Here is a 26,545-nt window from a genome sequence, read left to right as displayed (position 1 = left end):
GGAGTTTTCGATGTCCAAGCTCGTTCCCGCCGTCCGCTCGGGCGATGTCCTGATGCCCGCCCTGGGCTTTGGCACCTGGCAGCTGGAGAACGGGACCGCTGTCCCGCTGGTCGAGAAGGCCCTGGAGATCGGGTACCGCCACATCGACACCGCCCAGATCTACGGCAACGAGCGCGATGTCGGCGCGGCGATCAAGAATAGCGGCGTCAAGCGCGACGAAATCTTCCTGACCACCAAGGTCTGGATCGACAAGTTCGCCGACGGCGATCTGCAGCGCTCGGCCGAAAAGAGCCTGGAGAAGCTGGGCGTCGACCACGTCGACCTCCTGCTGCTGCATTGGCCGAAACCCGAGGTCCCGCTGGCCGAAACCCTGAAAGCCCTGAACGAGGTCCGCGCCAAGGGCTGGACCCGCGCGATCGGCCTGTCGAACTTCCCGTCCGCCCAGCTGGAGGAAGCCGCCAGGCTGTCGGAGGCGCCGATCGCCACCGACCAGGTCGAGTACCACCCCTATCTGTCGCTAAAGACCCTGAAGGCCAAGGCCGACCAGCTGGGCGTCTCGATCACCGCCTGGTCGCCGCTGGCCCAAGGCAAGGTCGCCCAGGACCCGGTGCTGATCGAGATCGGCCGCGCCCACGGCAAGACGCCCGGCCAGGTCACCCTGCGCTGGATCATCCAGCAGGGCATCATCGCGATCCCGCGCACCAGCAATCCGGCGCGGATCGCCGAGAACTTCGACGTGCTCGACTTTGAACTTTCGGCAGAAGAGATGACCCGCATTCACGCCCTGGCCCGTCCCGACGGCCGGCTCGGCGACTGGCTGGACAAGGCGTACCAGTGGGACGCGGAGTGACCACGCGTTCAACTTGACGCGACGCTCGCCTCGAGAACAATCTCGAATTGAGTGACCTTGGGGCGGAGCTGGCGATGGCGTTCGGAACAGGACCTGTGGTCGTCGCCTTTGCGCTGGCCAGCGCCCTCCAGGCGCCGTTGCCGCTCACAGCGCTGCGCGCTGACGCTGCGGCCGCACGGACTTTCGACTACTGGAGCCTTCGCGCGGTCCGCACCCCAGCGGAGGTCCGGGCTCTGGCCGCTTCGATCATCGCAGACGACGAGGCCAAGGGTTGTCGCACCGAGGCTGACTTCGAGATCGTTCTGGGTCTCGAGAGCGCAGCGGAAGCCGACTCCGCCGCCGCTTGGCGCGCCGACCGTGAGGCCGCCGCTCAGCTCGAGCAAGACAGCGCGGCTCTGCGCGCCAAGGCCCTGGCCGGCGAGCAGATCGATGGCCGCTATGTCAGCCGCAATGTTCAGGCCTTCGTGGAGCAGGCTCAAACCGCGCGAACGCCGCGCGCCCGCGCCGTGATCGAGCGCGTCGCGGTCGACCAGGCCGGCCTGAGCGTCTCCGCGCCCGGAGATGGCGCGCCGGGGGTGGAGCGACGGATCGCTCTGCGCTCGAAGCATCGCTACTGCGTCATCGCGCGCGACAACGCCGAGTGGCTGAAGTCGGAGATCCGGTCCAACGGCTGGTTCACCCTCTCCGCAGAGGGCCCGGACGCCGACAGGGCCGCGTGGCTGATGGTCCAGCACGCCGACCATGATCCCGTCTTCCAGCGCGAGGCCTTGGCCCTGCTGACCCGCCTCAAGGACCAGAACGAGACCAGCAAGCGCAACTACGCCTACCTGTATGACCGCCTCGCGGCCAATGAGGGCCGTAACCAGCTTTACGCGACGCAAGCGCGCTGTCGGGCCGGCCAACGCGAACCCCATCCTGCCGTGGCGGATCCTCAAGGCCTGGAGGCTCGCCGCGCAGCCATGGGCCTGGAGACGCTGGAAGCCTACTACGCCCGGTTTGGGCCTTGTCAGAAGGACTAGGCCGTGATCAGCGAACCGCTGGTCCTCGCCCGCGCCGATGCTAAGCTCTCAGAACGCGCGACCGGGAGACCCTCGCGGTATCGCCGACCAAGCCACCACCAAGGATTCCCATGCGCCTCTTCGTCGTCGCTCTCGCCGTCCTGTCCCTTCCGGCTTTGTCGGCCTGCACCGAGAGCAAGCAAGCCCGGCGCGCGGCGACGTGGAGCGACAAGCCGGCCGACATCGTCTGCTGGTCGTACGGGACCCAGACCTTCGCCGGCCGCTCGACCGGCAAGGTCGAATATGACGAAGGCGGCCGCATCTCGTTCGTCGACGCCGCCAACGGCCGCTACACCACGGTCGAGGGCGAGTGCCGGGTCGTCTACGCGAAATAGGCGGCTATTTCAGACCGTCCTCGGCCAAGGTGTAGGCTACGATCGCATTGGCGTGGCCGTGGCCAAGACCGTATGCGCTCTTCAGCACGGCGACGAGATCCATGTGCTTGGCCGGATAGGCGTCGCGCACGATCTTCTGCCAGTGGGCGATCGGCTGGCCGTAGGTCTTCTCGATTGACGGTAAGTAGGACGCCGGGCCCTTCACCTTGTTGTCGGACATGAGAAGCGCCTCTCAGTTCTAGCCAACCCTTGATGCGTCGGCCGCTCGCCGTCGGCAATGGCCAGGCCCCGACTGTCACCAAAACTCCCTCCGTTTTCAGACGAACCCGGTTTCATCCGCTCCGGAAAGGGCTTAGGTAAGGCTCAACCTGAGCATAACCTTCAGGACGGGGACGAGATGGACGACGCGGGCGCCAGCTTGCAGGCGATCATGGCGGGGATGGGCCGGACGGCCCGCGAGGGCGCGCGCGCGCTTCGTCTCGCCACGCCAGAGCAGCGCACCGCCGCCATCCAAGCCATGGCCGCCGCCATCCGCGAAGACGCTGACGTGATCCTGGCCGCCAACGCCAAGGATCTGGCGCGCGCGCAGGCCAATGGCGTCTCGGGCCCGATGCTGGACCGCCTGGCTCTGGACGCCGCCCGCCTGGAGGGCGTGGCCGCCGGAGTCGAGGCCGTGGCCGCCATTCCCGATCCGGTCGGCGTGGCCATCTCGCGCTGGACCCGGCCCAACGGCCTGGACATCGCCCGCGTGCGCACCCCCATCGGCGTCATCGCCATGATCTACGAGAGCCGCCCCAACGTGACCGCCGACGCCGCGGCGCTGTGCGTGCGCTCGGGCAATGCGGTGATCCTGCGCGGCGGCTCGGAGTGCATCCACTCCAACCTGGCCATTCACGCCGCCATCGAGCGCGGCCTGAAGAGCTCGGGTCTCCCCGCCGCCGCCGTCCAGGCGGTGAAGACGCCTGATCGGGCCGCCGTCGGCATGATCCTGGCCGGGCTCGACAAGACCGTCGACCTCATCATCCCCCGCGGCGGCAAGAGCCTGGTGGCCCGCGTCCAGGCCGAGGCCCGCGCTCCGGTGTTGGGCCACCTGGAAGGCCTGAACCACGTCTTCGTGCACGCCGCCGCCGACCTGAAGAAGGCCGTCGAGGTGGTGGTGAACGCCAAGTTGCGCCGCGTTTCGGTCTGCGGCTCGGCCGAGACCCTGCTCATCGACAAGGCCGCCGCCGAAAAGCTGCTGCCGCCGATCGCCGACGCGCTGATCAAGGCCGGTTGCGAGCTGCGCGGCGACGCCGCCGCCCGCGCCATCGAGCCGACCATGAAGAAGGCGACCGTCGAGGACTGGACCACCGAGTATCTGGCCCCGATCCTGGCCGTCGCCGTGGTCGACGGCGTGGCCGGCGCGGCCCAGCACATCGCCTCCTACGGCTCAGGCCACACCGACGCGATCATCACCGAGGATCCGACGGCGGCCGAGGCCTTCATCGCCGAGGTCGACAGCGCCATCGTGCTGGTCAACGCCTCGACCCAGTTCGCCGACGGCGGCGAATTCGGGTTCGGGGCCGAGATCGGCATCGCCACCGACAAGCTTCACGCCCGCGGTCCGGTTGGGGCCGAGCAACTGACGACGTTCAAATATGTGGTTCGCGGGACCGGCCAGACTCGTCCCTGAGGCCGGTCGGCCCAACGCCCAGCGCCTGGGGTTCCACCTGGAGCCCGGGATGCGTGTCGGGCTGTTCGGCGGCAGCTTCAATCCGGCGCACGAGGGCCACGCCCACGTGGCCGAGACGGCCATGCGTCGTCTCGAGCTGGATCGCGTGATCTGGCTGGTGTCGCCGCAGAACCCGCTAAAGCCGTCGCACGAGACCCGCCCCTTGTCCGAGCGCATGGCCAACGCCCGCCGCTGGGCGCGCGGGGCGGGGATGATCGTCTCGGACGCCGAGACGCGACTGGGCTCGCAGTACACGATCGACACCCTGCGCGTTCTGCGCGCCCGCTACCCCGGCGTGAAGTTCGTCTGGATCATGGGCGCCGACAGCCTGGCCACCTTCCACCGCTGGCGGGGCTGGACGCAGATCATGCGCGAAGTGCCGGTGGCGGTGATCTCGCGCCCGTGGATCGCGCTGAAGGCCCGAACCTCGCCGGCCGCCCGCCGCTTCGCGTTCGCCCGATGGCCCGCCAGCGCCGCCGCCAAGCTGCCGGACGCCAAATCGCCGGCCTGGGTCTATCTGACGGGCCCGCTGAACTTCGCCTCCTCGACGGCGCTACGGGCGCGGCAGAAGGGTTGAGCCGCGTTGTGCGTGCGCCGCTGAAGGCTTGCGAATCACCGTTCCGCCATCACCCCCTCACGTTTCGCCCAATTCCATGCTATGAGGACGATCCACAGCGACCCCATAAGGAGCAATCCGCTGCGTAGCGACCCCGCGCAAAGTGCGCACGAAGGCCCGGCCGGCGCCGAGTCCTCGACTGAATCCCCGGGCCTGAGTCCGGTTCTCGACGTGAAGGCGCTGGAGCGCCTCATCCTCGACCGCCTTGACGACGACAAGGCCCAGGACATCGTCCACATCGACCTGACGGACAAGAGTTCGGTCGCCGACAGCCTGATCGTGGCGTCGGGCCGTTCGCACCGTCACGTCGGCGCTCTGGCGGACCACATCCTGCGCGCCCTGAAGGAAAACGGCTTCGGCAAGGCGCGGGTTGAAGGCCTGCCGCATTGCGACTGGGTGCTGATCGACGCCGGTGACGTCGTGGTCCACCTGTTCCGTCCCGAAGTGCGCAGCTTCTACAACATCGAGAAGATCTGGGCGGTCGACGCCCCGCACCGCACGGCGGCGAACTGATCTCTTGAGCTCGGCCGCTGTCTCCAGAAGAGATGGCGGCCTTGAGCTTGCTCTTTTGCTTGGCGCGTGGCGGGCGCCGAAACCGGCTTCCACCTTCGGCTGCCACGCTTGCCTTGATGAAAATCACCATCCTCACCGTTGGAAAGCTTGGCCGCATGGTCGAGGCGCAACTGGCTCTGGACTATGCGTCCCGCGCCACCGCGTCAGGCCGCGCCCTGGCCCTGGGCCCTGTCGACATTCTCGAGGTCGAGGCCAAGAAGCCGGGCAAGGCCGCCGAGGCCGAGGTGCTGCGCCCGCATCTGGAGGGCGCCTATGTCGTGGCGTGCGACGAGCACGGCAAGGCCTGGAAAAGCCGCGCCTTCGCCGATCATCTGGCCCGACTCCGCGATGACGGAAACCGCCGGGTGGTGTTCCTGATCGGTGGAGCCGACGGTCTTGACCCTTCGATCCTGGCGGCCGCCAACGAGACCATGGCCTTTGGCGTCCAGACCTGGCCGCACGCCCTGGCCCGCGCCATGTTGGCCGAACAGATCTATCGCGCCGCCACCATCCTGTCGGGCTCGCCCTATCACCGCGATTGAGGCAAGAGTTCCGGCGATGTCCCGCTCGCGACTCGCCCTCGCCGTCTGCGCCCTGATCCTCACCGTTCCCACGGTCGTGGTCGGCTGGCAGCGCGCGGACACCGCCTTCGAGGCCCAACGCGCCAAGGACCGCCAGCATGCGGCCGACATCCGCCGCGAGATCCAGGACCTCCGCGCCGAGCTCGATCGCCTGGACCACGCCCGCATCGCCGCCGGCGTCGACGTGGACGCCAAGCGCGACCGGCTGGAGGCGCTGAACGCCCGGGAGAAGGCGATCCTGGCCGATCTGGGCCGCAACCGTCAGCGGCTGTCGCTGCTCCTCTCCGCCCTGCAACTGTTCCGCCGCGATCCGCCGCCGGCCCTGCTCGTCTCGCCCGGCGACGCTCGCGACGCGGTGCGCGCGGCGATCCTGATCCGCGCCATGACGCCGGATCTGAAGGCCCGCGCCGACGCCTATGGCCGCCAGGCGACGGCGATCGGAACCTTGCGTCGCGAGGCGGCGGCCGCGTCGGCCGAACTGTTCACCGCTGAAAGCGTGGTCGCCGACCGCAAGGGCGAGATCGAGCGCCTCATCATCGAAAAGACCGAGCTCGAACGCGCCTACGCCCAGGAGGCGCTGACCCAGGCCAATGAACTGAAGACCCTCGGGGCGCTGACCGACGGGCTGGGCCGCGTGGAGCCCAGCGGGCCGCTCAAGCTGCGGCCGCCCGTCGAAGCGGCGATCGTTCGCCGGTTCGGACAGGAAATGCCGGTGGGCGGCAAGTCGCCGGGCCTGACGCTGCGTCCCGAAAAGGGCGCGACCATCGCCGCGCCGGTCGCCGGGGTCGTCGAATACGCCGGCGCGCTGAACGGCTGGGGAGCAGTGCTGATCCTGCGCGCCCAAGGCGCCTATCATGTGGTGCTGGCGGGCCTGGACCAGGTCACCGCCGCACCCGGACAATCTGTCGCGGCCGGCGCGCCCATCGGAAAGATGCCCGACCATGCATCTTCCGAACCGGAACTCTATATGGAAGTGCGGGAAAACGGCGCGCCGGCCGATCCGGAGCGCTGGCTGAAACAGGAGTCGCGATAGTCGACTTTTTCAGTAATTGTGGCCGTAATTATACCTCCGGTCACTGACAGGGTTGGTCGGGACTAAACACGGGTTGCGGCGCCGCGCGCCGCTAGGGAGCCTTCCGGGCCTTTATGCGCAAGTACCTGATCATCGGCGTTTCGGCCTTCGTCCTCGGCGCGGGAACGATGGCCTACATCAGCCCCATCGCCCAGGCGAACAACGCCCCCAAGGCTAAGACCTACAAGATGCTGGAGCTGTTCGGCGACGTGCTGGGCACCGTCGAGGACCAGTATGTCACCGAGGTCGACGACAAGAAGCTGATCGAGGCGGCCCTGGACGGCATGCTGACCAGCCTGGACCCGCACTCCGGCTACCTGGCGCCCGACGCCTATGAAGACATGCAGGACACCACCCGCGGCGAGTACGGCGGGCTGGGCCTGGAGGTCACCAGCGAAGAGGGCGTGGTCAAGGTGATCTCGCCGATGGACGGCACCCCGGCGTCGCGCGCGGGCATCCAGGCCGGCGACTACATCACCGCCGTCAACGGCCAGAGCGTGCTGGGCCTGACGGTGAATGAAGCCGTCAAGCAGATGCGCGGCACGGCCGGCGAGGCCGTCACCCTGACGATCGCTCGTGACAAGACCGACCCCTTCGACGTCAAGCTGATCCGCGAAGTCATCAAGCCCAAGGCCGCCATCGCCCGCATGGAAGGCGACTACGGCTATGTCCGCTTGCCGGGCTTCAACGAGAAGGCCACCGACGCGCTCGTGGCCTCGATCAACGAGCTGAAGACCAAGAACCCGAAGATGAAGGGCCTGATCCTGGATCTTCGCAACAATCCGGGCGGCCTGCTCGACCAGGCGGTCGGCGTGGCCGATGTGTTCCTGGACGGTGGCGAGGTGGTCAGCCAGCGCGGCCGCGACGCCCGCAATATCCAGCGCTACAACGCGCGCGGCGGCGACATGCTGAACGGCCTGCCGATGGTGGTGCTGATCAACCAGGGCTCGGCCTCGGCGGCGGAGATCGTGGCGGGCGCGCTGCAGGACCGTAAGCGGGCCGAACTGGTCGGCCTGACCAGCTTTGGCAAGGGTTCGGTGCAGACCGTGATCCCGCTGCGCGGCGGGGCCGACGGCGCCCTGAAACTGACCACGGCCAAGTACTTCACCCCGTCGGGCCGCTCGATCCAGAAGACCGGCATCGCGCCAGATCTCGAAGTCGCCCAGACCCGCGACCAGGCCCAGGACATCGCCAATCGCGTCTGGTTCAGCGAAGCCAGCTTCAAGAACGCGCTCAACGCCGACGAGGGCAAGGCGCGCGTCGGCGCCCATACGCCGGCCGAGGCGCCGCCAACGGGCTTCGACGACAAGAAGGGCGACTTCCAGCTGCAACGCGCCATCGCCGTGCTGCAGGCCGGGGGCGTCGCCAACACGCCAAAGCTTCCCAAGCCCGCCGCCAAGGTCGCCGAAGTGACGGCCAAGGCCGCCGCCGCGGCGGGCGGCAAGACGCCGGTGACCGAGACCAAGTAAACGGCCAGGCTCCGCGCCCTGAACGATCAACGCCGCCCCAGAGCTTCCGGGGCGGCGTTTTTCTTTGTCTCAGCGATGGATTCTAGAAGTCAGCAGAGATCGTGAACTGCACCGTTCTGGGCGGCGCCGGACGGAAGCTGGCGGCGGTGTTCACCGTCGTGTTGATGGTGCCCAGATAGTCCTTGTCGAACAGGTTATCGATGTTGACCCGCGCCTTGATCTGGCTGAACGGCCCGGCCGAGAAGCCGTCGCCGATGTCGATGTAGGCGTTGACGATGGTGTAGCCGCCGACGCTTTCGCTGTTGATGAAGTTTGTGAAGCGGCTTTCCAGGTGGCGGGCCGAGACGTTCATCAACAGGCCGTCGAACGGTTCGACCGTGACACCGCCCTGGATCACCCAGTCGGGGAAGTCCGGCACCTTCTTGCCGGCGATGGCCAGGGTCGTGGCCGCCGCCGTGGTGCTGGCGCGGTAGTTCAGGACGTCATCCTGGAACTTGGCGCTGTTGTAGGAGACGTTGGCGTTGAAGTACGCCTTGCCGGCAAGGAGTTCGGGCTTCCACTGGCCGCTGAACTCGACGCCCTTGGCCTTCACCGCCCCGACGTTCTGGAAGAAGGTCTCGGTGATCCCGCCACCGCCTGGCACTGGCGAGGCGAAGGATTGGAGCCGGTTCTTGAACTCGGTCTGATAGGCCACGATCGAGGCGTTGAACGTCTTGTGGTTGGCGCGATAGCCAAGCTCCCAGTTGGTCGAGGTCTCGGGGTCGGGCCCCGCGACGGTCGGGCTGGCGGCCGAGAAGATGTCGTCCGCGCCGCGCGGCAGGGCCATGTTCTCCGAGTACGAGGCGAAGATCTGGTCGCGGCCGGTCACGCTGTAGACCGCGCCCACCTGGGGCAGGAAGCTGTCCTTCCAGTTGTCCTTCAGCAGCGGGCGGCGGCTGTTGATATAGTCGTTCGGATTGCGATAGCCCGAGATCTTGTAATCGATGTCAGTCGCCTTGAAGCCAAGTTCCAGCTTCAGCTTGGAATCCATCAGCGTCAGGGTGTCCTTCAGGAAGAACTGCGTGGTCTCCCGTAGGGATTTATAGTCACGCTGGGCGTGGACGCGCTCGTTGAAGAGCGGCTTGCCGTCCGGGTTGCCGTTCTCGACGTTGTAGCGGTTCTGGGTACGATGATAGTCGTCGTTCTCCAGCCAGACGCCGGCCTCGATCTTATTGAAGCCGACATGCCAGGCCAGCTTGGCGGTTACGCCCTGGCGGATCCCGTCGATGCCCGACAGGCCGTACTGGATGCCTTTGGGCGCGAACAGGCCCGGCACGATCAGGCGCTCGGCGTTATGGCTGGCCAGTGAGGTGGCGTAGGCCTCCGGCGACACCCCGTACCCGCCCTTGTCTTCGTAATAGGCCGTCGTGGTCAGGTCGAGATTGTCGGTGATCGGCGTGTTCAGCGTCAGGCCATACAGGTGGTCCTTCCGCTTATTGATCGCGAACTTGTAGTACTGGGCGTAATTGGCGTTGGAGTACGGCACGCCGGCCGCAGCCTCGGGCAGGCTGCCCGTCGGGATCGACAGCGGCGTTCCGAACGGAACCGAGGTCGGCACCACGCCCAGATAGGCGAAATAACGGCCCTTCCGCCCGAAGACGTCACCGGCCGTCCCGGCGTACTGCGCCTTGGTGATCGACGGGCTGTCATAGTCGAAATAGTCGTTGTGGACGGTCTGGAAGGTGATGTCCCCGCCGTTGGGGAGGTCGTACTTCAGCTTGCCCTCGTAATGCTTGCGGTCGATCGTGCCCGGGCCGCGCCACAGGTCGCCCTTGATCCAAGATCCGCTGACATAGCCCGAGAGCGGCCCCACCTTGCCCATCTCGAGCCGCAGGAAGGTGCGGCGCAGGTCGTCGCTGCCGAAGGTCTGGCTGATCGCGCCCCCGGCCTCTTCGGACGGCGCCTGGGTGAAGTAGTCGACGATCGGACCCAGCGACGCATAGCTGGGCAGGGCGACATCGCCCGCGCCGGCGGAAGCGGTCACCCGCAGCAGATTCTCGTTGTCGACATAGCGATAGATCGGGCTGCCGCCGAACTGATCGCTGCGCCCCATCGGGATGTTGTCGAGCAAGAAGCCGATCTGCTGGAAGTTGAAGGCCCGCACCGACACCGAGTTGCCGAACTCGTACATGCCCAGCGCATCGTTGGCCTGGACGTTGAAGCCCGGCAGGCTCTCCAGCATCTTCAAGCCGGTGATGCCGGCCGGGGCCGACAGCAGGGCCTCGCGCGTGATCGAAACGGTCGCCGTCGCGTGATCCGTGCCGATGGCGACGCTGGCCTCAGACAGACGCTTGCCGGTCACCACGACGGTTTCCAGTTCGGCGGGCTTCTCCGACTGCTGGGCGTAGGCGCTGGTCGCACCGCCCAACAAGGAAGCCGCGAGAAGAAGCGCCTTGAGCCGGACGGCGTCGCGCGTGGGTTTGCGAGAGGTCATGACTATCCCCAATCATGTTGACCCGCTCAGCGTCACAAGGGGGAAAATCCAGGTAAACCCTCAAGCATGGAAATAGTATCAACTAAATCTCAGCGTCAAAACCTTGCACAACATCTGTTTGATTTTCAGTCATAGCCAGTTTTACTGAAGTATATCGAACAGAAGCAGCGCGAAAGCCATCGGGCGATCGCGTTTGAAAGCGTCATTTGGTGTGCTTTTGAGGTTAGTCTTCCGCGATCACACACAGGGGCTTGGACGGGTCGGAAACGACACGCCTTCTGCCCCCGCTGTCCTTGGCGCCTGAGAGATTCGGCGGCCGACGCTGCGGTCGACGCACCTTGCTCCTTCGGCGAGAGCGGCAAGCGCCCTGCTTTCCAGCGTTCAACGCCTCGCGCGGTCCTTTTGCTTGAGCGTTTCCGGGGCGGTTTCGCCTTCAGCGCCGGGCCGGGGCCCGGTCTCTCCCGCGAGAGGCCTTCAGGGAACAAAGTCGGCGCGTACATCGTCAATCCGCCCAGGGACGACTTTCCGACACATTCCATCGTGCGCCTGTGTCCGTTGCAGAAAACGCTGATTTCAGTGGCGCCCGCGTCGCCGCGTCGCGCCCCGGATCGCGGCCGGACACATCTCGTTAACCATATCTTCGAAGCTTGCCCCTAGGATCAGGGCGTCATGGCCGTCTCGTTCTCACGAAAGCCCGCCTACGCCGCCGCCGCGCCCGTTTCGGGCGCGCCCAACGACCTGCGCGCCAAGTTCATGGCGGCGGTCCGCAACCCCTACATCAGCGCCAGCGGCGCGGCGCTTCTGTTTCTCTCCTCGCTGGCGACGCTGGTCCTGATCACCAGCGATCCGCACGCAGGCTCGCCGGTGATTCGGCTGGAGCTGACCAAGATCGGCGCCACTAAGAACGCTCCGGAAGGCTGGCGCGAAGCGCTAGGCGGCGACCCCGCGCACGAGGCCAGCCTGGTCCCGGGCGAACTGGGTCTTTCGGCCAAGCCTTTTGGCCTCCTGATGGCGCAGGCCGAGGGCGAGCCCCCCGCCGCCGAGGGCCTGGAGAACACGCCTGCGATCCCGCAAGGCCCCGGCCTGCCGCAGGCGCCGATCGCCGGCCTGACCGCGCCTGGTCCGGGCGGAGCCCCCTTGCCGATCATCGCCGCAGACGGCCGAACGGCCGCCGAGGCCTATGCCCGCCCGTTCACGCCGAACGGCCGGCCCAAGGTGTCGGTCGTCATCGGCGGTCTGGGCCTGAACGCCCAGACCACCCGCGCCGCGATCGAAACCCTGCCGGGCGAGATCACCCTTTCCTTCGCGCCCTACGCCGAGGGCCTGCAAGGCTGGATCGACCTGGCCCGCGCGCACGGCCACGAGGTGCTGCTGGAGACGCCGATGGAGCCGGCCGACTATCCGGCCAACGATCCGGGGCCCTACACCCTGATCGCCGCGAACCGGCCCGAAGACACCGTCCGCAAGCTGGAGTGGCTGATGTCGCGCGCCACCGGCTATTTTGGCCTTTCCAACTATCTGGGCGCGCGCTTCGTCGACAACGACCAGGCGATGAACACCTTCAATGGCGTCTTGAAGGCGCGGGGCTTGGCCTTCATCGACGATGGCCTGGCCGCGCGCCGCGCGGGTCCGATCCCGCGCGCCTCGGCCGACCGGGTGATCGACGACGAGCTCTCAGCCAGCGCCATCGACGCCCAGTTGCGCGCCCTGGAGAACGGCGCGGCGGCGCGGGGACAGTCGCTGGGCTCGGGCTTCGCCTATCCGGTGACCATCAGCCAGGTTCGCGCCTGGGCGGCCGGCCTGCAGGCGCGAGGGATTCAGCTAGCTCCCGCATCGGCCCTGGCGCAGCGTTGAGCGCCCTGAGATAAGCCTCGGCATGACCGAGCTTGACCATCCCCAACACCGCCCGAACGTCGGCGTCGTCCTGTTCCATCCGGACGGTCGCGTGTGGCTGGGTCGCCGTCATCGGCAGGCCCCGCCCTATAACTGGCAGTTTCCGCAAGGCGGCGTGGACGACGGCGAGGACCTGGAAGCCGCAGCCCGCCGCGAACTCGCCGAGGAAACGGGCGTTACCTCAGTGGAGCTTCTGGGCCGCACTCAGGGCTGGATCACCTACGACTTCCCGCCCGAGGTTCTGGCCAATCCGAAGCACACGCGCGGCTGGCGGGGCCAGAAACAGGTCTGGTTCGCCTATCGCTTTGTCGGCGAGGAGTCGGAAATCGATCTGGAAGCAGACGAACACATCGAGTTCGACGCCTGGCGATGGGGCAGGCTCGACGAAACGCCCGAACTGATCGTACCCTTCAAGCGCGGAGTCTACGAAGCGGTGGTCGCCGCGTTCCAGGGGTTCGCGGGCGGGGCCTGAGCTGTCCGCCGCCGCGAAGGGGAGAGTTGGATGGCGGACACGGTTCTGTTGATTCACGGCTACGGCTGCGCGGGCGACGTCTGGGGACCGGTCGCCGAGCGACTGAAGGCCGAGGGCTATCGCGTCGAAGCGCCGACCATTCGCTCGGCCGTGCGGACGGTCGACGGCCCGCGCGCGGGCCTGGCGGGCCTGACCCTGGCCGACTACGTCGCCGAGATGAGCGCCCTGGCCCAGACCCTGGCCAAGGAGACGGGCAAGAAGCCGCTGGTCTTTGGCCACTCAATGGGCGGCCTGATCGCCCAGAAGATCGCGGAGGCCGGCCACGCCTCGGCGCTGGTTCTGTTCGCCCCCGCCTCGCCGGCGGACGCGCGCGGCAAGCCGAAGCTCTCCCCCGTCTTCACCTTCCTGAACATGGCCCTGCAGCCCAAGCCCGAGACCAAGGCGGGCAAGATGTGGAAGCCGGGCTTCAAGTTCGGCGTGATGAACGCGGTGCCGGCCAGCCGTCACGACGCCCTCTACGCCACCATGGTGCATGACAGCGGCCAGGTGCTGGCCGATCTGGCCTGGCCGGACAAGGATCCGAACAAGGCCGCGCACGTTGACGCCGCTAAGGTGACGGTTCCGATCCTCGTGCTGGCAGGAGCGCTGGACCGCACCACGCCGCTGGACGACGTCCAGCGGATCGGCCGCAAGTACGCCAGCGCCGATATCAAGATCTATCCCAACAACGCCCACTATCTCATAGACGAGCCGAACACGATGAAGATCCTCGATGACGTGATCGCCTGGCTGCGGGGCAAGAACCAGACGCCTGCCGCACCGGCCGCACCGGCTCCCAAGGCCGCGCCCGAACCGGCCCCTGAACCAGCCAAGACGCCCGAGCCGGCGCCTGTAGAGGCCGCCGCCCCGCCGCCCGAGCCCGTAAAGGCCGCTGAGCCCGCCCCCGCCCCGGCCGCGAAGAAGGCCGCTGCGCCGAAGGCTGCGGCCAAGCCGAAGGCCGAAGCCAAGCCCAAGCCCCCGGCCAAGGCTCCCGCCGCCAAGACGGCCGCGCCGAAAGCCAAGGCGGCGCCGGCCGCCGAGCCTGCCGCCAAGGCCCCGACCAAGGCCAAAGCGCCGGCTAAGGCTCCCGCCAAGGCCCCGGCCAAGCCCGCTGCCGCCGCAAAGCCCAAGCCCGAAGCCAAGCCGAAGGCGGCGGCCAAGCCTGCGGCCGAAAAGGCGCCGGCGGCGAAGAAGGCCGCCGCTCCCAAGGCGGCGGCCCCGAAGCCGGCGGTCAAGGCTGCGGCCAAGGCCGCTCCGGCCGCCAAGGCCCCTGCCGCGCCGAAGGCCGCCAAGGCGCCTGCGACAAAGGCGCCGGCCAAATCCTCGCCCAAAGCCAAGAAGTAAGTGTAGGCTGACCCCGCCGGCAGTGTCGTCGGCGGGGGATTAGGGGCGTTCATGCGCGCACCGGTGATCATGGTCCACGGCGCCTTCTGCGGCGGGTGGACGTTCGATGGGTTCCGCGCGCCGTTCGAGGCGGCGGGGCATCGCGTGTTGACGCCCGACCTGATCGGCCACGACGGCGTCAGCAGCGCCGCCGGTGTCTCGATGTCCGACTATGCCCGCCAGATCAGCCGGCTCATAGAAACCTGCGAAGCCCCGCCGATTCTGATCGGTCACTCGATGGGCGGCCTGGTCGTCCAGATGGCGGCGGCGCGCGCGCCCGTCTCCAAGCTGATCCTGCTGGCGCCATCCGCGCCCTGGGGTGTTTCGGGCGCCAGCCTGGAAGAGGCTGTTTCTGCGGTCAGCCTCTACGCCCTGGGTCCCTACTGGATGCAGGCCATCGCCCCGGACTATGGCGTGGTGCGCCGCTACAGCGTCGACCGCCTGGAACGCGCCGACCGCAAGGCGATCTTCGCGCGAATGACAGCCGAAAGCGGCCGCGCCCTGTGGGAGACACTGAACTGGTGGCTGGACCCGTTCATGACCACCAATGTGCGCGCCCCGGCCTGTCCGGTGCTGGCCATCGCGGGGGGCAAGGATGTGATCCATCCGCCGGCCACGGTTCGCCAGACGGCCGCGCGCCTAGGCGGCCAGGTCGAGGTCTTCGCCGAAATGAGCCACTGGCTACCGGGCGAACCGGGTTGGGAGGCGGTGGCGTCGCGGTGCCTCGACTTCATCGCCGCCGAAGGGCGCGTGGCCGCCTGAGCTTGCGGGCTACTGTGGACTGAACAGTTTCAGTCCGAGGATCCCGGCGACAATCAGGCCAAAGCAGACCAGCCGGGCGGCGGTGGCCGGCTCCTTGAACACCACGATCCCGACGATAGCCGTACCGACCGCCCCGATCCCGGTCCACACCGCATAGGCGGTGCCCAGCGGCAGGCTCTTCACCGCCCAGCCCAGAAGCCCCATCGACAGCACCAGACTGATCGCCGTCAGCACGATCGGGATCGGCCGCGTGAAACCCTCGGTGAACTTCAGGCCCACGGCCCAGCCCACTTCGAAAAGGCCGGCGATGAAGAGAATAATCCAGGCCACGACGAGCCCTTTCTGTCCAAAAAGGCGGGGTCGTCCCCGGACAAAGCAAAAAGGCGCGGGGTCGTCCCCGCGCCTTTTCTAGATAGGACCGCCTGGCAGGAGCGGCAACCGGCCTTAGCGGCTGGTCGTGCTGTACAGGATTTGAGCCCGTTCGAAGTTCTTGCCGACCGAGGTCTCGTCCAGCTTCTTCAGGCGCATATAGACCAGACCCGCGCGGCCGCCGGCCCAGGCGTCGTCCCACGACACGGTGAAGCGGCGATAGTCGCTGCCGACGGTCTGGTCGTTGCGGATCAGACGCAGCTGCGGGCTGTTTTCCCACGTCGCCCAATCGTGCAGGCCATTGGCCAGCTCTTGAGCCTGCTCGGGGGCCTGCGAATAGTCGATGGTGACGGTGCAGACGTTCTTGTTCGAACCCGGGTTATCCAGGGTGATGTTGAAGGGCTTCTCGAGCGCCAGGACCCACTGCTCCTTCTTCTTCTTGAAGCCGTAGTCCTTGACCAGCTGCGCGAAATCGCCGCCGGAGACCTGCGGCTTGCAGATGCGGTCCAGCACGTCGAGCAGGCGGACGGTGAAGGGGTCGGTAGTGCGCGGACCGCGCACGGGGGCGACATAGGCGTCGGCGGCGGGCGCGGCGGGCGCGGCGACGGGCGGCGCGGCCTGGTCAGCGGGAGCGGCCGGAGCGGCTTGATCGGTGGGCGCCGCCTGGGCGGCAGGAGCCTGAGCGGGCGCAGCGGCCGGAGCCGGCGCGGTGGTTTGATCCTGAGCGGCGGCGGTGGAAGCGACCGCGCCGAGGGCGATCAGGCTGACGAGCGCAAGGCGCATAGGCAAGGTATCCCCAACAAGACGAGAGGTCGGCATTAAAACCGACGGACGGTCCCTCGCAACCCTTATGGGCACGGATTAAGACCAAGATTGGGCCACAGGTGTAATTTTATCTCCCGCCGCGCGACGCCGTATCGCTTCTAGCGCGAAAACGCCCTCGATCCGGGGGACCGAGGGCGCATCGAAACAATAACAGCGTGATCGCTGAGTCGGGCGATCAGAGAGCCTCGACCGCGTGTTCCGCCAGGATCGTCAGACCTTCCGGCCCAACGTCGGCGAAACCGCCCTGGATATCGAACACCTTGGTGGTCGCGCCGTCCTTCACGGTCACCTTGCCTTCACGCAGGGTGGTCATGAACGGGGCGTGGTTGGCCAGCACGCCGAAGTCGCCTTCGGCGCCGGGAGCCTGGACCATGTCCACCTCGCCCGAGAACAGTTCGCGCTCGGGGGCGACCAGAGAGAAGTGCAGCTTGGCCATCAGTTGAACGTCTCCTCGACGCCGCCCAGGGCGGCCTCGATGTCTTCATCGGTCTGGATCTCGGTTCCGCAGAACGGGCAGAAGCGGATCGTCGCCAGCACCACGCCGGTCTCGCCCTCTTCTTCCCGCTCGCCGAGATTCAGCAGGATCAGGCCGCTGTCGTGCTCGATCAAGCCGGCGTTGGCGTCCGGAGACACCGCTTCGGCCAGCTCATCGCAGCAGAAATTGGCCAGGTCCGCGTCTTCGGTCATTAGGCTTCAGCCGCCATCTTTTCGGCCTTGGCCACGGCTTCTTCGATCGGACCGACCATGTAGAAGGCGCCTTCCGGCAGGTGGTCGTACTCGCCGTCGACGATGCCCTTGAACGAGCGGATCGTGTCCTTCAGCTGGACGAAGGCGCCCGGCGTGTTGGTGAACTGCTCGGCGACGTGGAACGGCTGGGACAGGAAGCGCTGGATCTTGCGGGCGCGGGCCACGATCAGCTTGTCCTCTTCCGACAGCTCGTCCATGCCCAGGATGGCGATGATGTCCTTCAGGGCCTTGTACTGCTGCAGGACTTCCTGGACGCGACGAGCCACCGTGTAGTGCTCTTCGCCGATGACCAGAGGGTCCATGATCCGCGAGGTCGAGTCCAGCGGGTCCACGGCCGGGAAGATGGCCTGGGCCGCGATGTCACGCGACAGAACGGTGGTGGCGTCCAAGTGGGCGAACGAGGTGGCCGGAGCCGGGTCGGTCAGGTCGTCGGCGGGGACGTAGATGGCCTGCACCGAGGTGATCGAGCCCTTGTTCGTCGAGGTGATGCGCTCCTGCAGGTTGCCCATCTCGGTGGCCAGGGTGGGCTGGTAGCCCACGGCCGAGGGGATGCGGCCCAGCAGAGCCGACACTTCGGCGCCGGCTTGGGTGAAGCGGAAGATGTTGTCGACGAACAGCAGCACGTCCTTGCCTTCTTCGTCACGGAAGTATTCCGCGATCGACAGGCCGGTCAGGGCCACGCGGGCGCGGGCGCCCGGGGGTTCGTTCATCTGGCCGTAAACGAGGGCGCAGCGCGAGCCTTCGGTCGAGCCGTTGTTGGCCTTCGGGTCGACGTTCACGTTCGACTCGATCATCTCGTGATAGAGGTCGTTGCCTTCGCGGGTGCGTTCGCCCACGCCGGCCAGAACCGAGTAACCGCCGTAAGCCTTGGCGATGTTGTTGATCAGTTCCTGCATCGTCACGGTCTTGCCGACGCCGGCGCCGCCGAACAGGCCGATCTTGCCGCCCTTGGTGTAGGGGCACATCAGGTCGATGACCTTGATGCCCGTGACCAGCACTTCAGCGGTGTTGGTCTGCTCGGCGAAGGACGGGGCGTCACGGTGGATCGTGCGGCTGATGTCCGAACGGATCGGGCCCTGCTCGTCGATCGGCTCGCCGATCACGTTCATGATGCGGCCCAGCGTGCCCGGACCGACCGGAACGCGGATCGGCTCGCCGGTGTCGCGCACGGCCTGACCACGGACCAGACCCTCGGTGGCGTCCATGGCGATGGCGCGGACGGTGTTCTGGCCCAGATGCTGGGCGACTTCGAACACCAGGCGCTGGCCAGTGGCCTCGTTGACGGTCTCGACGGCGTTCAGGATCGCCGGCAGAGCGCCGTCGAACTCGATGTCGACGACGGCGCCGATGATCTGGACGAGACGGCCGGTGGCGCCGTCCAGGTTGGTGGCCGGAGCCTTGGGCGCGGCGGCCTTCGGCGCGGCCGGCTTCTTGGCGGCCGGAGCCTTGGCGGCGGCGGCGGGAGCCTTGGCGGCGGCGGCCTTCGGAGCAGCGGCGGCCTTGGCGGCGGCGGGCTTCTTGGCGGCGGTCGCCGGCTTTTCAGCGGGGGTCTTGGCCATGGCGTTGCGGTCTTTCGGTCTCTGCGTGCTTGTGTCGTTAGGCTAGATCAGACGGCTTCGGCGCCGGAGATGATCTCGATCAGCTCCTTGGTGATCTGGGCCTGGCGGGAACGGTTGTACTCGAGGGTGTAGCGCTTGATCATGTCGCCGGCGTTGCGCGTGGCGTTGTCCATGGCGGTCATCTGGCTGGCGTAGAAGCCGGCCATGTTGTCCAGCAGGGCCGAGAGGATCTGGACCGTCAGGTTGCGCGGCAGCAGGGTCTCGAGAATGGCCTCTTCCGAGGGCTCGTACTCATAGACCGCAGCCGGGCCCGAGGCCGCTTCGGCGCCCTCGACCATGGCCGGGATCAACTGCAGGCCCGTCGGGATCTGCTGCACCACCGACTTGAAGCGGCTGTAGAACAGGGTGACCACATCGGTCTCCCCCGCCTCGTATTCGCGGGTGATCAGATCGGCGATCGGCTGCGCCACGGCCAGCGTCAGCTGGCGGTAGGACGACAGGTCGAAGGTGTCGACGATACAGCCGGCATAGGGCTTGGCCAGTTGAGCCGTGACCTTCTTGCCGACGCAGATCACGCGGACATCCTTGCCCTGGGCGATCAGCCCGTCGATGTGGGCGCGCGCGGCGCGAACGATCGACGAGGTGAAGCCGCCCGCCAGGCCGCGATCGGCCGCAGCGACAACCACCAGGTGGCGATCGTCACGGCCTGTGCCGGCCAGGAGCTTCGGGGCGCCGTCGCCGGAGACGCCGGCGGCGAGGTTGGCGATGACGCTGGCAAGACGCCGGGCGTAAGGACGGGCGGCTTCAGCCGCGTCCTGGCTCCGGCGCAGCTTGGCCGCCGCCACCATCTGCATCGCTTTCGTGATCTTTTGCGTCGCTTTGACGCTCGAGATCCGATTGCGCATTTCCTTCAAGCTGGCCATTCGGCGCTACTCTCTCCGAGCGGTTCCGAGGGGCTTAGGCGAAGGTCGACGAGAAGCTGTCGAGCGCGCTCTTCAGCGTGTTCTCCAGATCCTTGTCGAGCGCCTTCTTGGTGCGGATGCCTTCCAGAAGGTCGGCGTGCTGGCTGTGCAGACGGGCCAGGAACTCGCTCTCGAAGCGACGCACCGACGAGGTCGGGATGCCGTCGAGGTAACCGCGGGTGCCGGCGTAGATCACGCAGACCTGCTCTTCGACCGACAGCGGCGCGTATTGCGGCTGCTTCAGCAGCTCGGTCAGGCGCTCGCCGCGGGCCAGCATCTTCTGGGTCGAGGCGTCGAGGTCCGAGCCGAACTTCGCGAAGGCGGCCATTTCACGGTACTGGGCCAACTCGCCCTTAATCGGGCCGGCGACTTGCTTCATCGCCTTGATCTGGGCCGACGAACCGACGCGCGACACCGAGATGCCGACGTTCACGGCCGGGCGGATGCCTTGGTAGAACAGGTCGGTTTCCAGGAAGATCTGGCCGTCGGTGATCGAGATCACGTTGGTCGGGATGTAGGCCGACACGTCGTTGGCCTGGGTTTCGATGATCGGCAGCGCCGTCAGCGAGCCCGAACCGTTGTCTTCGTTCAGCTTCGCGGCGCGCTCCAGCAGACGGGAGTGCAGGTAGAACACGTCGCCCGGATAGGCTTCACGGCCTGGCGGGCGGCGCAGCAGCAGCGACATCTGACGGTAGGCGACGGCCTGCTTGGACAGATCGTCATAGATGATCAGGCCGTGCAGGCCGTTGTCGCGGAACCACTCGCCCATGGCGCAGCCGGCGAACGGGGCCAGGTACTGCAGCGGGGCCGGCTCCGAGGCCGAGGCCACGACGACGGTCGTGTATTCCAGGGCGCCGTGCTCTTCCAGGGTCTTGACGATCTGGGCGACGGTCGAGCGCTTCTGGCCGATGGCGACATAGACGCAGTAGAGCTTGGCGCTCTCGTCCTTGCCGGCGTTCACGGCCTTCTGGTTCAGGATGGTGTCGATGGCGACGGCGGTCTTGCCGGTCTGACGGTCACCGATGATCAGCTCGCGCTGGCCACGGCCGACCGGGATCAGGGTGTCGATCGACTTCAGGCCGGTTTGCACCGGCTCGTGCACCGACTTGCGCGGAATGATGCCCGGAGCCTTCACGTCGACGCGGCGACGCTCGGTGTACTGGATCGGACCCTTGCCGTCGATCGGCTCGCCCAGCGGGTTGACGACGCGGCCCAGCAGGCCACGGCCGACCGGCACGTCCACGATCTCGCCGAGGCGACGGACTTCGTCGCCTTCCTTGATTTCCTGGTCCTGACCGAAGATCACGGCGCCGACGTTGTCGCGCTCGAGGTTCAGGGCCATGCCCTTCACGCCGGCTTTCGGGAACTCCAGCATTTCACCGGCTTGGACGTTGTCCAGGCCGTAGATGCGGGCGATGCCGTCACCGACGGACAGCACCTGGCCGACGTCCGAGACGGCGGCCTCTTCGCCGAAGTTGGCGATCTGCGACTTGAGGATGGCCGAGATTTCGGCGGCGCGGATGTCCATGGTCTTCTGGGCTCTCTGCGATCTAATTTTTTACGGCGCGCTTATACGCTCAGGCGCGCTTCAGGGCGAATTTCAGGGAATCGAGCTTCGAACGGAGCGAAGCGTCGAAGAGACGCGAACCAACGCGCACCTTCAGACCGCCCAACAGGGACGGATCGACGCGCGTGGAAACTTCGGGGGTCTTGCCGAGGGCCTCGGCCAGGGCCGCTTGCACGCCCTTCAGCTGGGTCGGCGACAGGGCGGCGGCCGAGACGACTTCCGCCGTCACCACGCCGCGGTGCTTGGCCGACAGCTCGACGAAGGCCGAGATGGCGCCCAGGAGGTCGCCGGTGCGGCCGTTGGCGGCCACCAGGCCCAGGAACTTCGTGGTCAGCATGTCAAACCGGGCCTTCACGGCCACGGCGACGAGACCTTTACCCTTGTCCTCGGCCGAGAAAGCCGGGCTGGCGATCAGGCGGCGCAGGTCGGCGCTGTCAGCGATCATCGCCTTCAGGCTCTTCAGGTCGGCCTCGACCTTGGCCAGATTGCCGTTCTCGATCGTCAGTTCGAAGAGGGACTGCGCATAGCGCTGACCCGCATCCGTCGCCTTGGTTTCGTCCGCCACTTGGTATCCGCCCGGTGCGTTGCAAATCGCCGCCGACAAGAAGTTTAACCCTCATCGCGACTTAAAGGCTTGAACGCGCTTGAAAAAAGCACATGGACGGTCGGCGCTGCCGCGCCGTCCCGTCCGAAGCCGCGCGCCTGATAACACGGGCCTTTCGCAGTCGCAACCAACGGGGCGCAACCAAGCGGATCGTCAGTTCCCGGCGCGACGGAATATCGCCGAGGCCGAGGCGGCCAAGCCGCCGTCCGCGCGGCGCAGTTCGGCCTGGACGAAAACCAGACTCTTGGTGGCGCGCTCGACCCAACTCTTGCTCTCCAGGTCGTCTCCGACATCGCTTGCGCCATAGTCGACGGTCATCGAGGTCAGCGACGTTTCTTCGCCTGCGGCCTTGCGCAGAACGGATTCCAGTTGGGCGGCGAGGCTGATGTCCATGGCCTTCAACTAGTCCTGTAGCCGAAAAAGAAAAGAGGCGGCGGAACGTTCCGCCGCCCCGTTAAGGCGAATGCTCGAGGAAACAGCCAGACCGGGCCGGAGAAACGGCGGCCCGCAACGCGTCTGGGTACTAGGGTAAAGCGATAGGTGTTCTTACTTAGCCGCGACCTTGGCCGAGGCGTTGCAGCGGGTCAGGTCGTCGGCGTCCAGCGACTTGGTGTCGCCGCCGAAGGCCGAGACGCGGCCCACTTCCTTGGCGAGCGCCTTGCAGGCGGCCGCAGTGAGGGCCCGCGAAGGCGCTTGGGCCGAGACGCACTCGGCGCCCTCGCAGACGAAGACCGCGCCGCCGGCGACGACCTTGGTCTTCGCCGCGACCGGCGCGTCCAACGCGGCGGCGATGCGACCATCGGCGAAGGCCGAACCGGCGAACATGGAAACAGACAGGGCGGCGACAGCCGCCAGCGAACGGAGCTTCATCGGAAAGCCCTCCGGCTTTGGGGAAGTTGCGGTCAGATCGAGGATCGGTGAAAACGCAGGTACTGGCCGCTCGACCCCGGGGATGATGGCGCCGGTATCCCCACCGGTGCTTCGGGTCCGAACTAAGCATCGCTTAGATATCAGTGATAAGAAATTGCGCAAGAGCAATTTCGCTTGCGCGTCGCATTTTCGAGAAACACGGATTTCTCGACGGACTCGGCGAAACGAGCGCGAAAAAGACGAGGGCTAAAGCCCCAGGATCTGGTCGATCCGGCTCTCGGCCTGGGCGTGGATGGCGCGGTCCTCGACCATGCCCTTGGCGCGGGCGTAGCGACCGTTCTTTCCGGCGCGACGCTGGATGCCGTCGGCGGTCACGACGGGCCCCGGGCCGGCGGGATCGGTGAAGGCGCTCATCAGGGCGGCCATGATCGCGCCGATAAAGGCGGCGGCCACGGGTCCGATCGCCCCGACCCAGCCTTCGCCGAAGATCGCTTGCAGGCGGTCGATCAGCAGCTCGCGGTTTGGCTGCTTCTCCATGACCCCGATCATCCAAAGCACGGCGCCCTCGACGATGGCGGCCAACAGCACGGGCAGGATCACGCCCAGAACGCGCGGCCGGACGAACAGTCCGAGCGCGGCGCCAAGGATCGCGAAGGCAGCCATGGTGATCATGCGACCGGTATAAGGCGGCGCTGGTCAAAGAGCCGTTAAAGCCCGTTCCGCAGGGGCACGATTGGCCGGAGCGGCCGCCCGCGCTTTAGTCTCCAGCATAAAGAGAACAATGCGCGCAGGGAGGCTTGACCATGGACTTCCGACTGTCACCGGAACTTTCGGCCTATCTCGAAGAGCTCGACGCCTTCATCGAGAAGGAGATCGCCCCGCTTCAGGCGCGCGACGACAACGAGCGCTTCTTCGACCACCGCCGGGAATGGGCCCGCACCGACTGGGACGCCGGCGGCCTGCCGCGCCACGAATGGGAGGCGCTGCTGGGCCAGGCCCGCAAGCTGGCCGACCAGGCGGGGCACTATCGCTACGCCCTGCCGAAAGCCTATGGCGGCAAGGATGGCACGAACCTGGGCATGGCGGTGATCCGCGAGCACCTGGCCAGCAAGGGCCTTGGCCTCTTCAACGACCTGCAGAACGAGCACTCGATCGTCGGCAACAATCCGTTCGTGCTGATGATCCGCGACTTCGGCCGACCTGACCAGCAGCACCTGATCGAAGACATGCTGGATCGCGGCGCCTTCCGGCCGACCTTCGGCCTGACTGAGCCCGACCATGGCTCGGACGCGACCCATATGGAGACCCAGGCGGTCCGCGAAGAGCGTCATGGCCAGGCTGGCTGGCGGATCGACGGCGAGAAAATGTGGACCACCGGGATGCACGCGGCCACGCACTGCTGCCTGTTCGCCCGCACCAGCGGTCAGGACGGCGACGCTCGGGGCATCACCGCCTTCCTGGTTCCGGCCCATGCGCCGGGCGTGAAGATCGAGGAATACCTCTGGACCTTCAACATGCCGACCGACCACCCGCGCGTCAGCTTCACCGACGTCTGGGTTCCCGACAGCGCGATGTTCGGCCCGGAGGGCGGGGGCCTGGCCCTGGCCCAGCACTTCGTGCACGAGAATCGCATCCGCCAGGCCGCCTCCAGTCTGGGCGCGGCGGTCTACTGCATAGAAGAGAGCATCAAGTACGCGCGCGCCCGCAAGCCGTTCGGCAAGGCGCTGTCGGAGAACCAGGCCATCCAGTTCCCGATCGTCGAGCTTTCCACCCAGGCCGAAATGCTGCGACTGCTGATCCGCAAGACGGCGTGGGAAATGGACCAGATGTCCAAGCCCGAGGTCGAAAAGCGCCTCTCCGACAAGGTCTCGATGTGTAACTATTGGGCCAACCGCCTGTGCTGCGAAGCCGCCGACCGTGCGATGCAGATCCACGGCGGCATCGGCTATTCGCGCCACAAGCCGTTCGAGCACATCTACCGCCACCACCGCCGCTACCGGATCACCGAGGGCAGCGAGGAGATCCAGATGCGCAAGGTCGCCGCCTGGCTGTTCGGCTACATGGGTCCGCGCAAGCAGACGTTCGCGGAGATGGATAAGGTTTAACCTTCGCGGCCCTGACGTGTATCAATGGACGCGCTATCTAACGGCGGTATGCGGCGTACATGTTCGCATATCGCCGGACGAGCCTGCGGGTCCGCCTCATTCGAGGCGGGCGGGCTCACCGGGTTTGGTGGAGGGATCCTTGAACAGCCGTCTCGTCCGTAACGCCGCGCGCGTCGCCTTGGTCGTCGCCATCCCCGCCACCCTGGCGGGCTGCGGGATCAACAAGATCCCCACCCAGGACGAGGCGACCAAGACCGCCTGGGCCGAGGTGCAGAACCAGTACCAGCGCCGCGCCGACCTGATCCCGAACCTGGTTGCGACGGTGAAGGGCTATGCGGCCCAGGAAAAGGACGTGCTGACCGCCGTCACCGAGGCCCGCGCCAGCGCCACCCAGGTCAAGGTCGACGCCTCGACCATCACCGACCCTGCCCAGTTCCAGAAGTTCGCCGCCGCCCAGGACCAGCTGTCGGGCGTGCTGGGCCGCCTGATGGTGATCCAGGAGCAGTATCCCGACCTGAAGTCGAACCAGAACTTCATGGCCCTGCAGAGCCAGCTGGAAGGCACCGAGAACCGCATCGCGATCGCGCGGCGCGACTACAACGAGACCGCCCAGAAGTACAACACCACCCTGCGGACCTTCCCCAGCGTGTTCTGGGCTAAGACGCTCTACAGCGACCAGAAGCCGGCCCAGCTGTTCCAGGCCACCGCCGCCGCCCAGAGCGCGCCGACGGTGGACTTCTCCAGCCCGCCGACGGCGACGCCGCCGAAAATTCAGTAGGCCTGTGGCCATGACCGCTTTCATCCTCCCCCGTAAAACGGGGGAGGGGGCGTCACACCGCCGCTTGCGCCCCTTCCGGCGCGGCGTGAACACGCGCCGCGCCACCTCCCCCGTTTCACGGGTGAGGATGTTGCTCTTGATGCTCGCGGCCGTGCTATTCGCCCTGCCCGCCCTGGCGGACCCGAAGTTCCCGCCGCTGTCCGGCCGCGTGGTCGACGACGCGCAGGTGCTGTCGCCGGATGTCGAGCGCGACCTCTCGGACAAGCTCGAGGCGCTGGAGGCCCGCACCGGACATCAGCTGGTGGTGGCCACGGTCGGCAGCCTGCAGGGCTATCCGATCGAGGACTACGGCTACAAGCTCGGCCGGACCTGGGGGATTGGCGACAAGGACAAAGAAGACGGGGCGATCCTGCTGGTCGCGCCCAATGACCGTCAGGTGCGGATCGAGGTCGGCTATGGCCTGGAGCCGGTGCTGACCGACGCCCTGTCCAGCGTGATCATCCAGTCGGCCATCCTGCCCAAGTTCCGCAACGGCGACATCTCGGGCGGCGTGGTCGCTGGAACCGATGCGTTGGTCGAGCAGCTGGGCCTGCCGCCTGAAGAGGCCCAGGCCCGGGTGGCGGACGCCGCGCGTCCCGAACGCCACGAGGCGCGAGGCTCGGCCATCGTCGGGCTGCTGATCTTCCTGTTCGTGATCTTCGTGTTTTCCAGCCTGTTCCGCAGCCGACGCGGCGGGCTGGGCTCAGCCCTGCCCTGGATCATCCTCAACGTGCTGACCAGCAGCGGGCGCGGCGGCGGCGGCGGCGGCGGCGGTGACTGGGGCGGCGGCGGGGGCGGCTTCTCCGGCGGCGGCGGCTCGTTCGGCGGCGGCGGCAGTTCGGGACGGTGGTGAG

29 protein-coding genes and 1 riboswitch are annotated in these 26,545 nt (G+C 67.0%); of the genes, 16 read left to right on the top strand and 13 right to left on the bottom strand.

Annotated elements, in window-relative coordinates:
- The first annotated feature begins 10 nt into the window (after nucleotides 1-10).
- The 3 genes from CSW63_RS02950 to CSW63_RS02940 all read left to right on the top strand — a co-directional run bounded on the left by CSW63_RS02950 (nucleotide 11) and on the right by CSW63_RS02940 (nucleotide 2,243).
- The gene (locus CSW63_RS02950) at nucleotides 11-850 is read left to right on the top strand and encodes an aldo/keto reductase (protein ID WP_062094928.1); all 840 of its coding nucleotides are present in this window, start codon (nucleotides 11-13) and stop codon (nucleotides 848-850) included.
- A 74-nt stretch (nucleotides 851-924) separates the two neighbouring features.
- Entirely contained in the window at nucleotides 925-1,869 is a 945-nt protein-coding gene (locus CSW63_RS02945; protein WP_127846927.1) for a DUF6624 domain-containing protein, read from the top strand.
- A gap of 110 nt (nucleotides 1,870-1,979) precedes the next feature.
- On the top strand, nucleotides 1,980-2,243 hold the full coding sequence (locus tag CSW63_RS02940; RefSeq protein ID WP_062094925.1) for a hypothetical protein: 264 nt from the start codon (nucleotides 1,980-1,982) through the stop codon (nucleotides 2,241-2,243).
- Nucleotides 2,244-2,247: 4 nt separating this feature from the next.
- On the opposite strand, the gene CSW63_RS02935 is transcribed toward CSW63_RS02940, so the two are convergent.
- Nucleotides 2,248-2,463, bottom strand: a complete 216-nt coding sequence (locus CSW63_RS02935) for a DUF4287 domain-containing protein (RefSeq protein ID WP_062094923.1) — start codon at nucleotides 2,461-2,463, stop codon at nucleotides 2,248-2,250.
- 177 nt (nucleotides 2,464-2,640) lie between these two features.
- On the opposite strand from CSW63_RS02935, the gene CSW63_RS02930 reads away from it, so the two are divergent.
- The 6 genes from CSW63_RS02930 (at nucleotide 2,641) to CSW63_RS02905 (ending at nucleotide 8,244) form a co-directional block, all read left to right on the top strand.
- Nucleotides 2,641-3,915 (top strand): glutamate-5-semialdehyde dehydrogenase, encoded by a 1,275-nt coding sequence (locus tag CSW63_RS02930; RefSeq protein ID WP_062094921.1) that lies wholly within the window; start codon nucleotides 2,641-2,643, stop codon nucleotides 3,913-3,915.
- On the top strand, nucleotides 3,881-4,531 hold the full coding sequence (locus tag CSW63_RS02925) for a nicotinate-nucleotide adenylyltransferase (RefSeq protein WP_062094920.1): 651 nt from the start codon (nucleotides 3,881-3,883) through the stop codon (nucleotides 4,529-4,531). Before CSW63_RS02930 ends, CSW63_RS02925 begins: the two co-directional genes overlap by 35 nt.
- 120 nt (nucleotides 4,532-4,651) lie before the next feature.
- Nucleotides 4,652-5,083: a ribosome silencing factor gene (gene rsfS, locus CSW63_RS02920; RefSeq protein ID WP_168193729.1), complete on the top strand. Its 432-nt coding sequence runs from the start codon at nucleotides 4,652-4,654 to the stop codon at nucleotides 5,081-5,083.
- Between the two features lie 116 nt (nucleotides 5,084-5,199).
- Nucleotides 5,200-5,664 (top strand): 23S rRNA (pseudouridine(1915)-N(3))-methyltransferase RlmH, encoded by a 465-nt coding sequence (gene rlmH / locus CSW63_RS02915; RefSeq protein WP_062094918.1) that lies wholly within the window; start codon nucleotides 5,200-5,202, stop codon nucleotides 5,662-5,664.
- Nucleotides 5,665-5,680: 16 nt separating this feature from the next.
- Complete coding sequence (locus CSW63_RS02910) at nucleotides 5,681-6,736, top strand: murein hydrolase activator EnvC (RefSeq protein ID WP_062094916.1); 1,056 nt, start codon at nucleotides 5,681-5,683, stop codon at nucleotides 6,734-6,736.
- 113 nt (nucleotides 6,737-6,849) lie between these two features.
- Entirely contained in the window at nucleotides 6,850-8,244 is a 1,395-nt protein-coding gene (locus CSW63_RS02905) for a S41 family peptidase (RefSeq protein WP_062094914.1), read from the top strand.
- A gap of 82 nt (nucleotides 8,245-8,326) precedes the next feature.
- Here CSW63_RS02905 and CSW63_RS02900 read toward each other — a convergent pair whose 3' ends face one another.
- Nucleotides 8,327-10,729 (bottom strand): TonB-dependent receptor, encoded by a 2,403-nt coding sequence (locus CSW63_RS02900; RefSeq protein ID WP_062094912.1) that lies wholly within the window; start codon nucleotides 10,727-10,729, stop codon nucleotides 8,327-8,329.
- A 372-nt stretch (nucleotides 10,730-11,101) separates the two neighbouring features.
- A riboswitch (glycine riboswitch) is annotated at nucleotides 11,102-11,191 on the bottom strand.
- Between the two features lie 195 nt (nucleotides 11,192-11,386).
- Between CSW63_RS02900 and CSW63_RS02895 the strand changes: the two genes are divergently transcribed.
- From CSW63_RS02895 to CSW63_RS02880, 4 genes are read left to right on the top strand one after another with little or no spacing between them, the layout of a single operon-like run.
- A complete protein-coding gene (locus CSW63_RS02895; protein WP_062094910.1) occupies nucleotides 11,387-12,571 on the top strand; it encodes a divergent polysaccharide deacetylase family protein in 1,185 nt (394 codons plus the stop codon).
- A gap of 22 nt (nucleotides 12,572-12,593) precedes the next feature.
- A complete protein-coding gene (locus CSW63_RS02890; RefSeq protein WP_062094909.1) occupies nucleotides 12,594-13,082 on the top strand; it encodes an RNA pyrophosphohydrolase in 489 nt (162 codons plus the stop codon).
- 30 nt (nucleotides 13,083-13,112) lie between these two features.
- Nucleotides 13,113-14,465, top strand: coding sequence for an alpha/beta hydrolase (locus CSW63_RS02885; protein ID WP_099502878.1), 1,353 nt, complete (start codon nucleotides 13,113-13,115; stop codon nucleotides 14,463-14,465).
- A 51-nt stretch (nucleotides 14,466-14,516) separates the two neighbouring features.
- Nucleotides 14,517-15,266 (top strand): alpha/beta fold hydrolase, encoded by a 750-nt coding sequence (locus CSW63_RS02880; RefSeq protein ID WP_062094905.1) that lies wholly within the window; start codon nucleotides 14,517-14,519, stop codon nucleotides 15,264-15,266.
- A 9-nt stretch (nucleotides 15,267-15,275) separates the two neighbouring features.
- On the opposite strand, the gene sugE is transcribed toward CSW63_RS02880, so the two are convergent.
- From sugE to CSW63_RS02825, 11 genes are all read right to left on the bottom strand, one after another.
- Nucleotides 15,276-15,596, bottom strand: a complete 321-nt coding sequence (gene sugE, locus CSW63_RS02875; RefSeq protein ID WP_062094904.1) for a quaternary ammonium compound efflux SMR transporter SugE — start codon at nucleotides 15,594-15,596, stop codon at nucleotides 15,276-15,278.
- A gap of 114 nt (nucleotides 15,597-15,710) precedes the next feature.
- Nucleotides 15,711-16,424 (bottom strand): hypothetical protein, encoded by a 714-nt coding sequence (locus tag CSW63_RS02870; protein WP_082749404.1) that lies wholly within the window; start codon nucleotides 16,422-16,424, stop codon nucleotides 15,711-15,713.
- Nucleotides 16,425-16,635: 211 nt separating this feature from the next.
- Nucleotides 16,636-16,896, bottom strand: coding sequence for an ATP synthase F1 subunit epsilon (locus CSW63_RS02865; RefSeq protein ID WP_062094900.1), 261 nt, complete (start codon nucleotides 16,894-16,896; stop codon nucleotides 16,636-16,638).
- Complete coding sequence (locus CSW63_RS02860; RefSeq protein ID WP_010921275.1) at nucleotides 16,896-17,147, bottom strand: hypothetical protein; 252 nt, start codon at nucleotides 17,145-17,147, stop codon at nucleotides 16,896-16,898. Before CSW63_RS02860 ends, CSW63_RS02865 begins: the two co-directional genes overlap by 1 nt.
- Nucleotides 17,147-18,766 (bottom strand): F0F1 ATP synthase subunit beta, encoded by a 1,620-nt coding sequence (gene atpD, locus CSW63_RS02855; protein WP_062094898.1) that lies wholly within the window; start codon nucleotides 18,764-18,766, stop codon nucleotides 17,147-17,149. Before atpD ends, CSW63_RS02860 begins: the two co-directional genes overlap by 1 nt.
- A 47-nt stretch (nucleotides 18,767-18,813) precedes the next feature.
- Nucleotides 18,814-19,689, bottom strand: coding sequence for a F0F1 ATP synthase subunit gamma (locus CSW63_RS02850; RefSeq protein WP_062094897.1), 876 nt, complete (start codon nucleotides 19,687-19,689; stop codon nucleotides 18,814-18,816).
- 34 nt (nucleotides 19,690-19,723) lie between these two features.
- Nucleotides 19,724-21,256, bottom strand: coding sequence for a F0F1 ATP synthase subunit alpha (gene atpA, locus CSW63_RS02845; protein WP_062094896.1), 1,533 nt, complete (start codon nucleotides 21,254-21,256; stop codon nucleotides 19,724-19,726).
- A gap of 49 nt (nucleotides 21,257-21,305) precedes the next feature.
- A complete protein-coding gene (locus CSW63_RS02840; protein ID WP_082749403.1) occupies nucleotides 21,306-21,860 on the bottom strand; it encodes a F0F1 ATP synthase subunit delta in 555 nt (184 codons plus the stop codon).
- Nucleotides 21,861-22,052: 192 nt separating this feature from the next.
- Nucleotides 22,053-22,292, bottom strand: a complete 240-nt coding sequence (locus CSW63_RS02835) for a hypothetical protein (protein ID WP_062094893.1) — start codon at nucleotides 22,290-22,292, stop codon at nucleotides 22,053-22,055.
- Between the two features lie 153 nt (nucleotides 22,293-22,445).
- Nucleotides 22,446-22,769: a hypothetical protein gene (locus CSW63_RS02830; protein ID WP_062094889.1), complete on the bottom strand. Its 324-nt coding sequence runs from the start codon at nucleotides 22,767-22,769 to the stop codon at nucleotides 22,446-22,448.
- Between the two features lie 246 nt (nucleotides 22,770-23,015).
- Nucleotides 23,016-23,432 (bottom strand): hypothetical protein, encoded by a 417-nt coding sequence (locus CSW63_RS02825; protein WP_082749407.1) that lies wholly within the window; start codon nucleotides 23,430-23,432, stop codon nucleotides 23,016-23,018.
- 134 nt (nucleotides 23,433-23,566) lie between these two features.
- On the opposite strand from CSW63_RS02825, the gene CSW63_RS02820 reads away from it, so the two are divergent.
- From CSW63_RS02820 to CSW63_RS02810, 3 genes are all read left to right on the top strand, one after another.
- Complete coding sequence (locus tag CSW63_RS02820; RefSeq protein ID WP_082749402.1) at nucleotides 23,567-24,874, top strand: acyl-CoA dehydrogenase family protein; 1,308 nt, start codon at nucleotides 23,567-23,569, stop codon at nucleotides 24,872-24,874.
- A 127-nt stretch (nucleotides 24,875-25,001) separates the two neighbouring features.
- The gene (locus CSW63_RS02815; protein ID WP_062094886.1) at nucleotides 25,002-25,652 is read left to right on the top strand and encodes a LemA family protein; all 651 of its coding nucleotides are present in this window, start codon (nucleotides 25,002-25,004) and stop codon (nucleotides 25,650-25,652) included.
- Nucleotides 25,653-25,662: 10 nt separating this feature from the next.
- Nucleotides 25,663-26,544: a YgcG family protein gene (locus CSW63_RS02810; RefSeq protein WP_099502880.1), complete on the top strand. Its 882-nt coding sequence runs from the start codon at nucleotides 25,663-25,665 to the stop codon at nucleotides 26,542-26,544.
- The last annotated feature ends 1 nt before the right edge of the window (nucleotide 26,545 follow it).

Source organism: Caulobacter sp. FWC26, assembly GCF_002742645.2.
Taxonomy (GTDB): domain Bacteria; phylum Pseudomonadota; class Alphaproteobacteria; order Caulobacterales; family Caulobacteraceae; genus Caulobacter.
This window is presented reverse-complemented; position numbering and strand designations above follow the sequence as displayed.

What these genes read in the sequence shown, in the direction of transcription:
- CSW63_RS02830 (WP_062094889.1), bottom strand. Translation starts at nt 22,769, where the DNA reads ATGAAGCTCCGTTCGCTGGCGGCTGTCGCCGCCCTGTCTGTTTCCATG.
- rlmH (WP_062094918.1), top strand. Translation starts at nt 5,200, where the DNA reads ATGAAAATCACCATCCTCACCGTTGGAAAGCTTGGCCGCATGGTCGAG.
- CSW63_RS02935 (WP_062094923.1), bottom strand. Translation starts at nt 2,463, where the DNA reads ATGTCCGACAACAAGGTGAAGGGCCCGGCGTCCTACTTACCGTCAATC.
- CSW63_RS02925 (WP_062094920.1), top strand. Translation starts at nt 3,881, where the DNA reads ATGTGGTTCGCGGGACCGGCCAGACTCGTCCCTGAGGCCGGTCGGCCC.
- CSW63_RS02940 (WP_062094925.1), top strand. Translation starts at nt 1,980, where the DNA reads ATGCGCCTCTTCGTCGTCGCTCTCGCCGTCCTGTCCCTTCCGGCTTTG.
- CSW63_RS02930 (WP_062094921.1), top strand. Translation starts at nt 2,641, where the DNA reads ATGGACGACGCGGGCGCCAGCTTGCAGGCGATCATGGCGGGGATGGGC.
- CSW63_RS02910 (WP_062094916.1), top strand. Translation starts at nt 5,681, where the DNA reads ATGTCCCGCTCGCGACTCGCCCTCGCCGTCTGCGCCCTGATCCTCACC.
- atpA (WP_062094896.1), bottom strand. Translation starts at nt 21,256, where the DNA reads ATGGACATCCGCGCCGCCGAAATCTCGGCCATCCTCAAGTCGCAGATC.
- CSW63_RS02905 (WP_062094914.1), top strand. Translation starts at nt 6,850, where the DNA reads ATGCGCAAGTACCTGATCATCGGCGTTTCGGCCTTCGTCCTCGGCGCG.
- CSW63_RS02825 (WP_082749407.1), bottom strand. Translation starts at nt 23,432, where the DNA reads ATGGCTGCCTTCGCGATCCTTGGCGCCGCGCTCGGACTGTTCGTCCGG.
- CSW63_RS02880 (WP_062094905.1), top strand. Translation starts at nt 14,517, where the DNA reads ATGCGCGCACCGGTGATCATGGTCCACGGCGCCTTCTGCGGCGGGTGG.
- CSW63_RS02860 (WP_010921275.1), bottom strand. Translation starts at nt 17,147, where the DNA reads ATGACCGAAGACGCGGACCTGGCCAATTTCTGCTGCGATGAGCTGGCC.
- CSW63_RS02810 (WP_099502880.1), top strand. Translation starts at nt 25,663, where the DNA reads ATGACCGCTTTCATCCTCCCCCGTAAAACGGGGGAGGGGGCGTCACAC.
- atpD (WP_062094898.1), bottom strand. Translation starts at nt 18,766, where the DNA reads ATGGCCAAGACCCCCGCTGAAAAGCCGGCGACCGCCGCCAAGAAGCCC.
- CSW63_RS02835 (WP_062094893.1), bottom strand. Translation starts at nt 22,292, where the DNA reads ATGGACATCAGCCTCGCCGCCCAACTGGAATCCGTTCTGCGCAAGGCC.
- CSW63_RS02950 (WP_062094928.1), top strand. Translation starts at nt 11, where the DNA reads ATGTCCAAGCTCGTTCCCGCCGTCCGCTCGGGCGATGTCCTGATGCCC.
- CSW63_RS02865 (WP_062094900.1), bottom strand. Translation starts at nt 16,896, where the DNA reads ATGGCCAAGCTGCACTTCTCTCTGGTCGCCCCCGAGCGCGAACTGTTC.
- CSW63_RS02895 (WP_062094910.1), top strand. Translation starts at nt 11,387, where the DNA reads ATGGCCGTCTCGTTCTCACGAAAGCCCGCCTACGCCGCCGCCGCGCCC.
- CSW63_RS02885 (WP_099502878.1), top strand. Translation starts at nt 13,113, where the DNA reads ATGGCGGACACGGTTCTGTTGATTCACGGCTACGGCTGCGCGGGCGAC.
- CSW63_RS02945 (WP_127846927.1), top strand. Translation starts at nt 925, where the DNA reads ATGGCGTTCGGAACAGGACCTGTGGTCGTCGCCTTTGCGCTGGCCAGC.
- CSW63_RS02850 (WP_062094897.1), bottom strand. Translation starts at nt 19,689, where the DNA reads ATGGCCAGCTTGAAGGAAATGCGCAATCGGATCTCGAGCGTCAAAGCG.
- CSW63_RS02890 (WP_062094909.1), top strand. Translation starts at nt 12,594, where the DNA reads ATGACCGAGCTTGACCATCCCCAACACCGCCCGAACGTCGGCGTCGTC.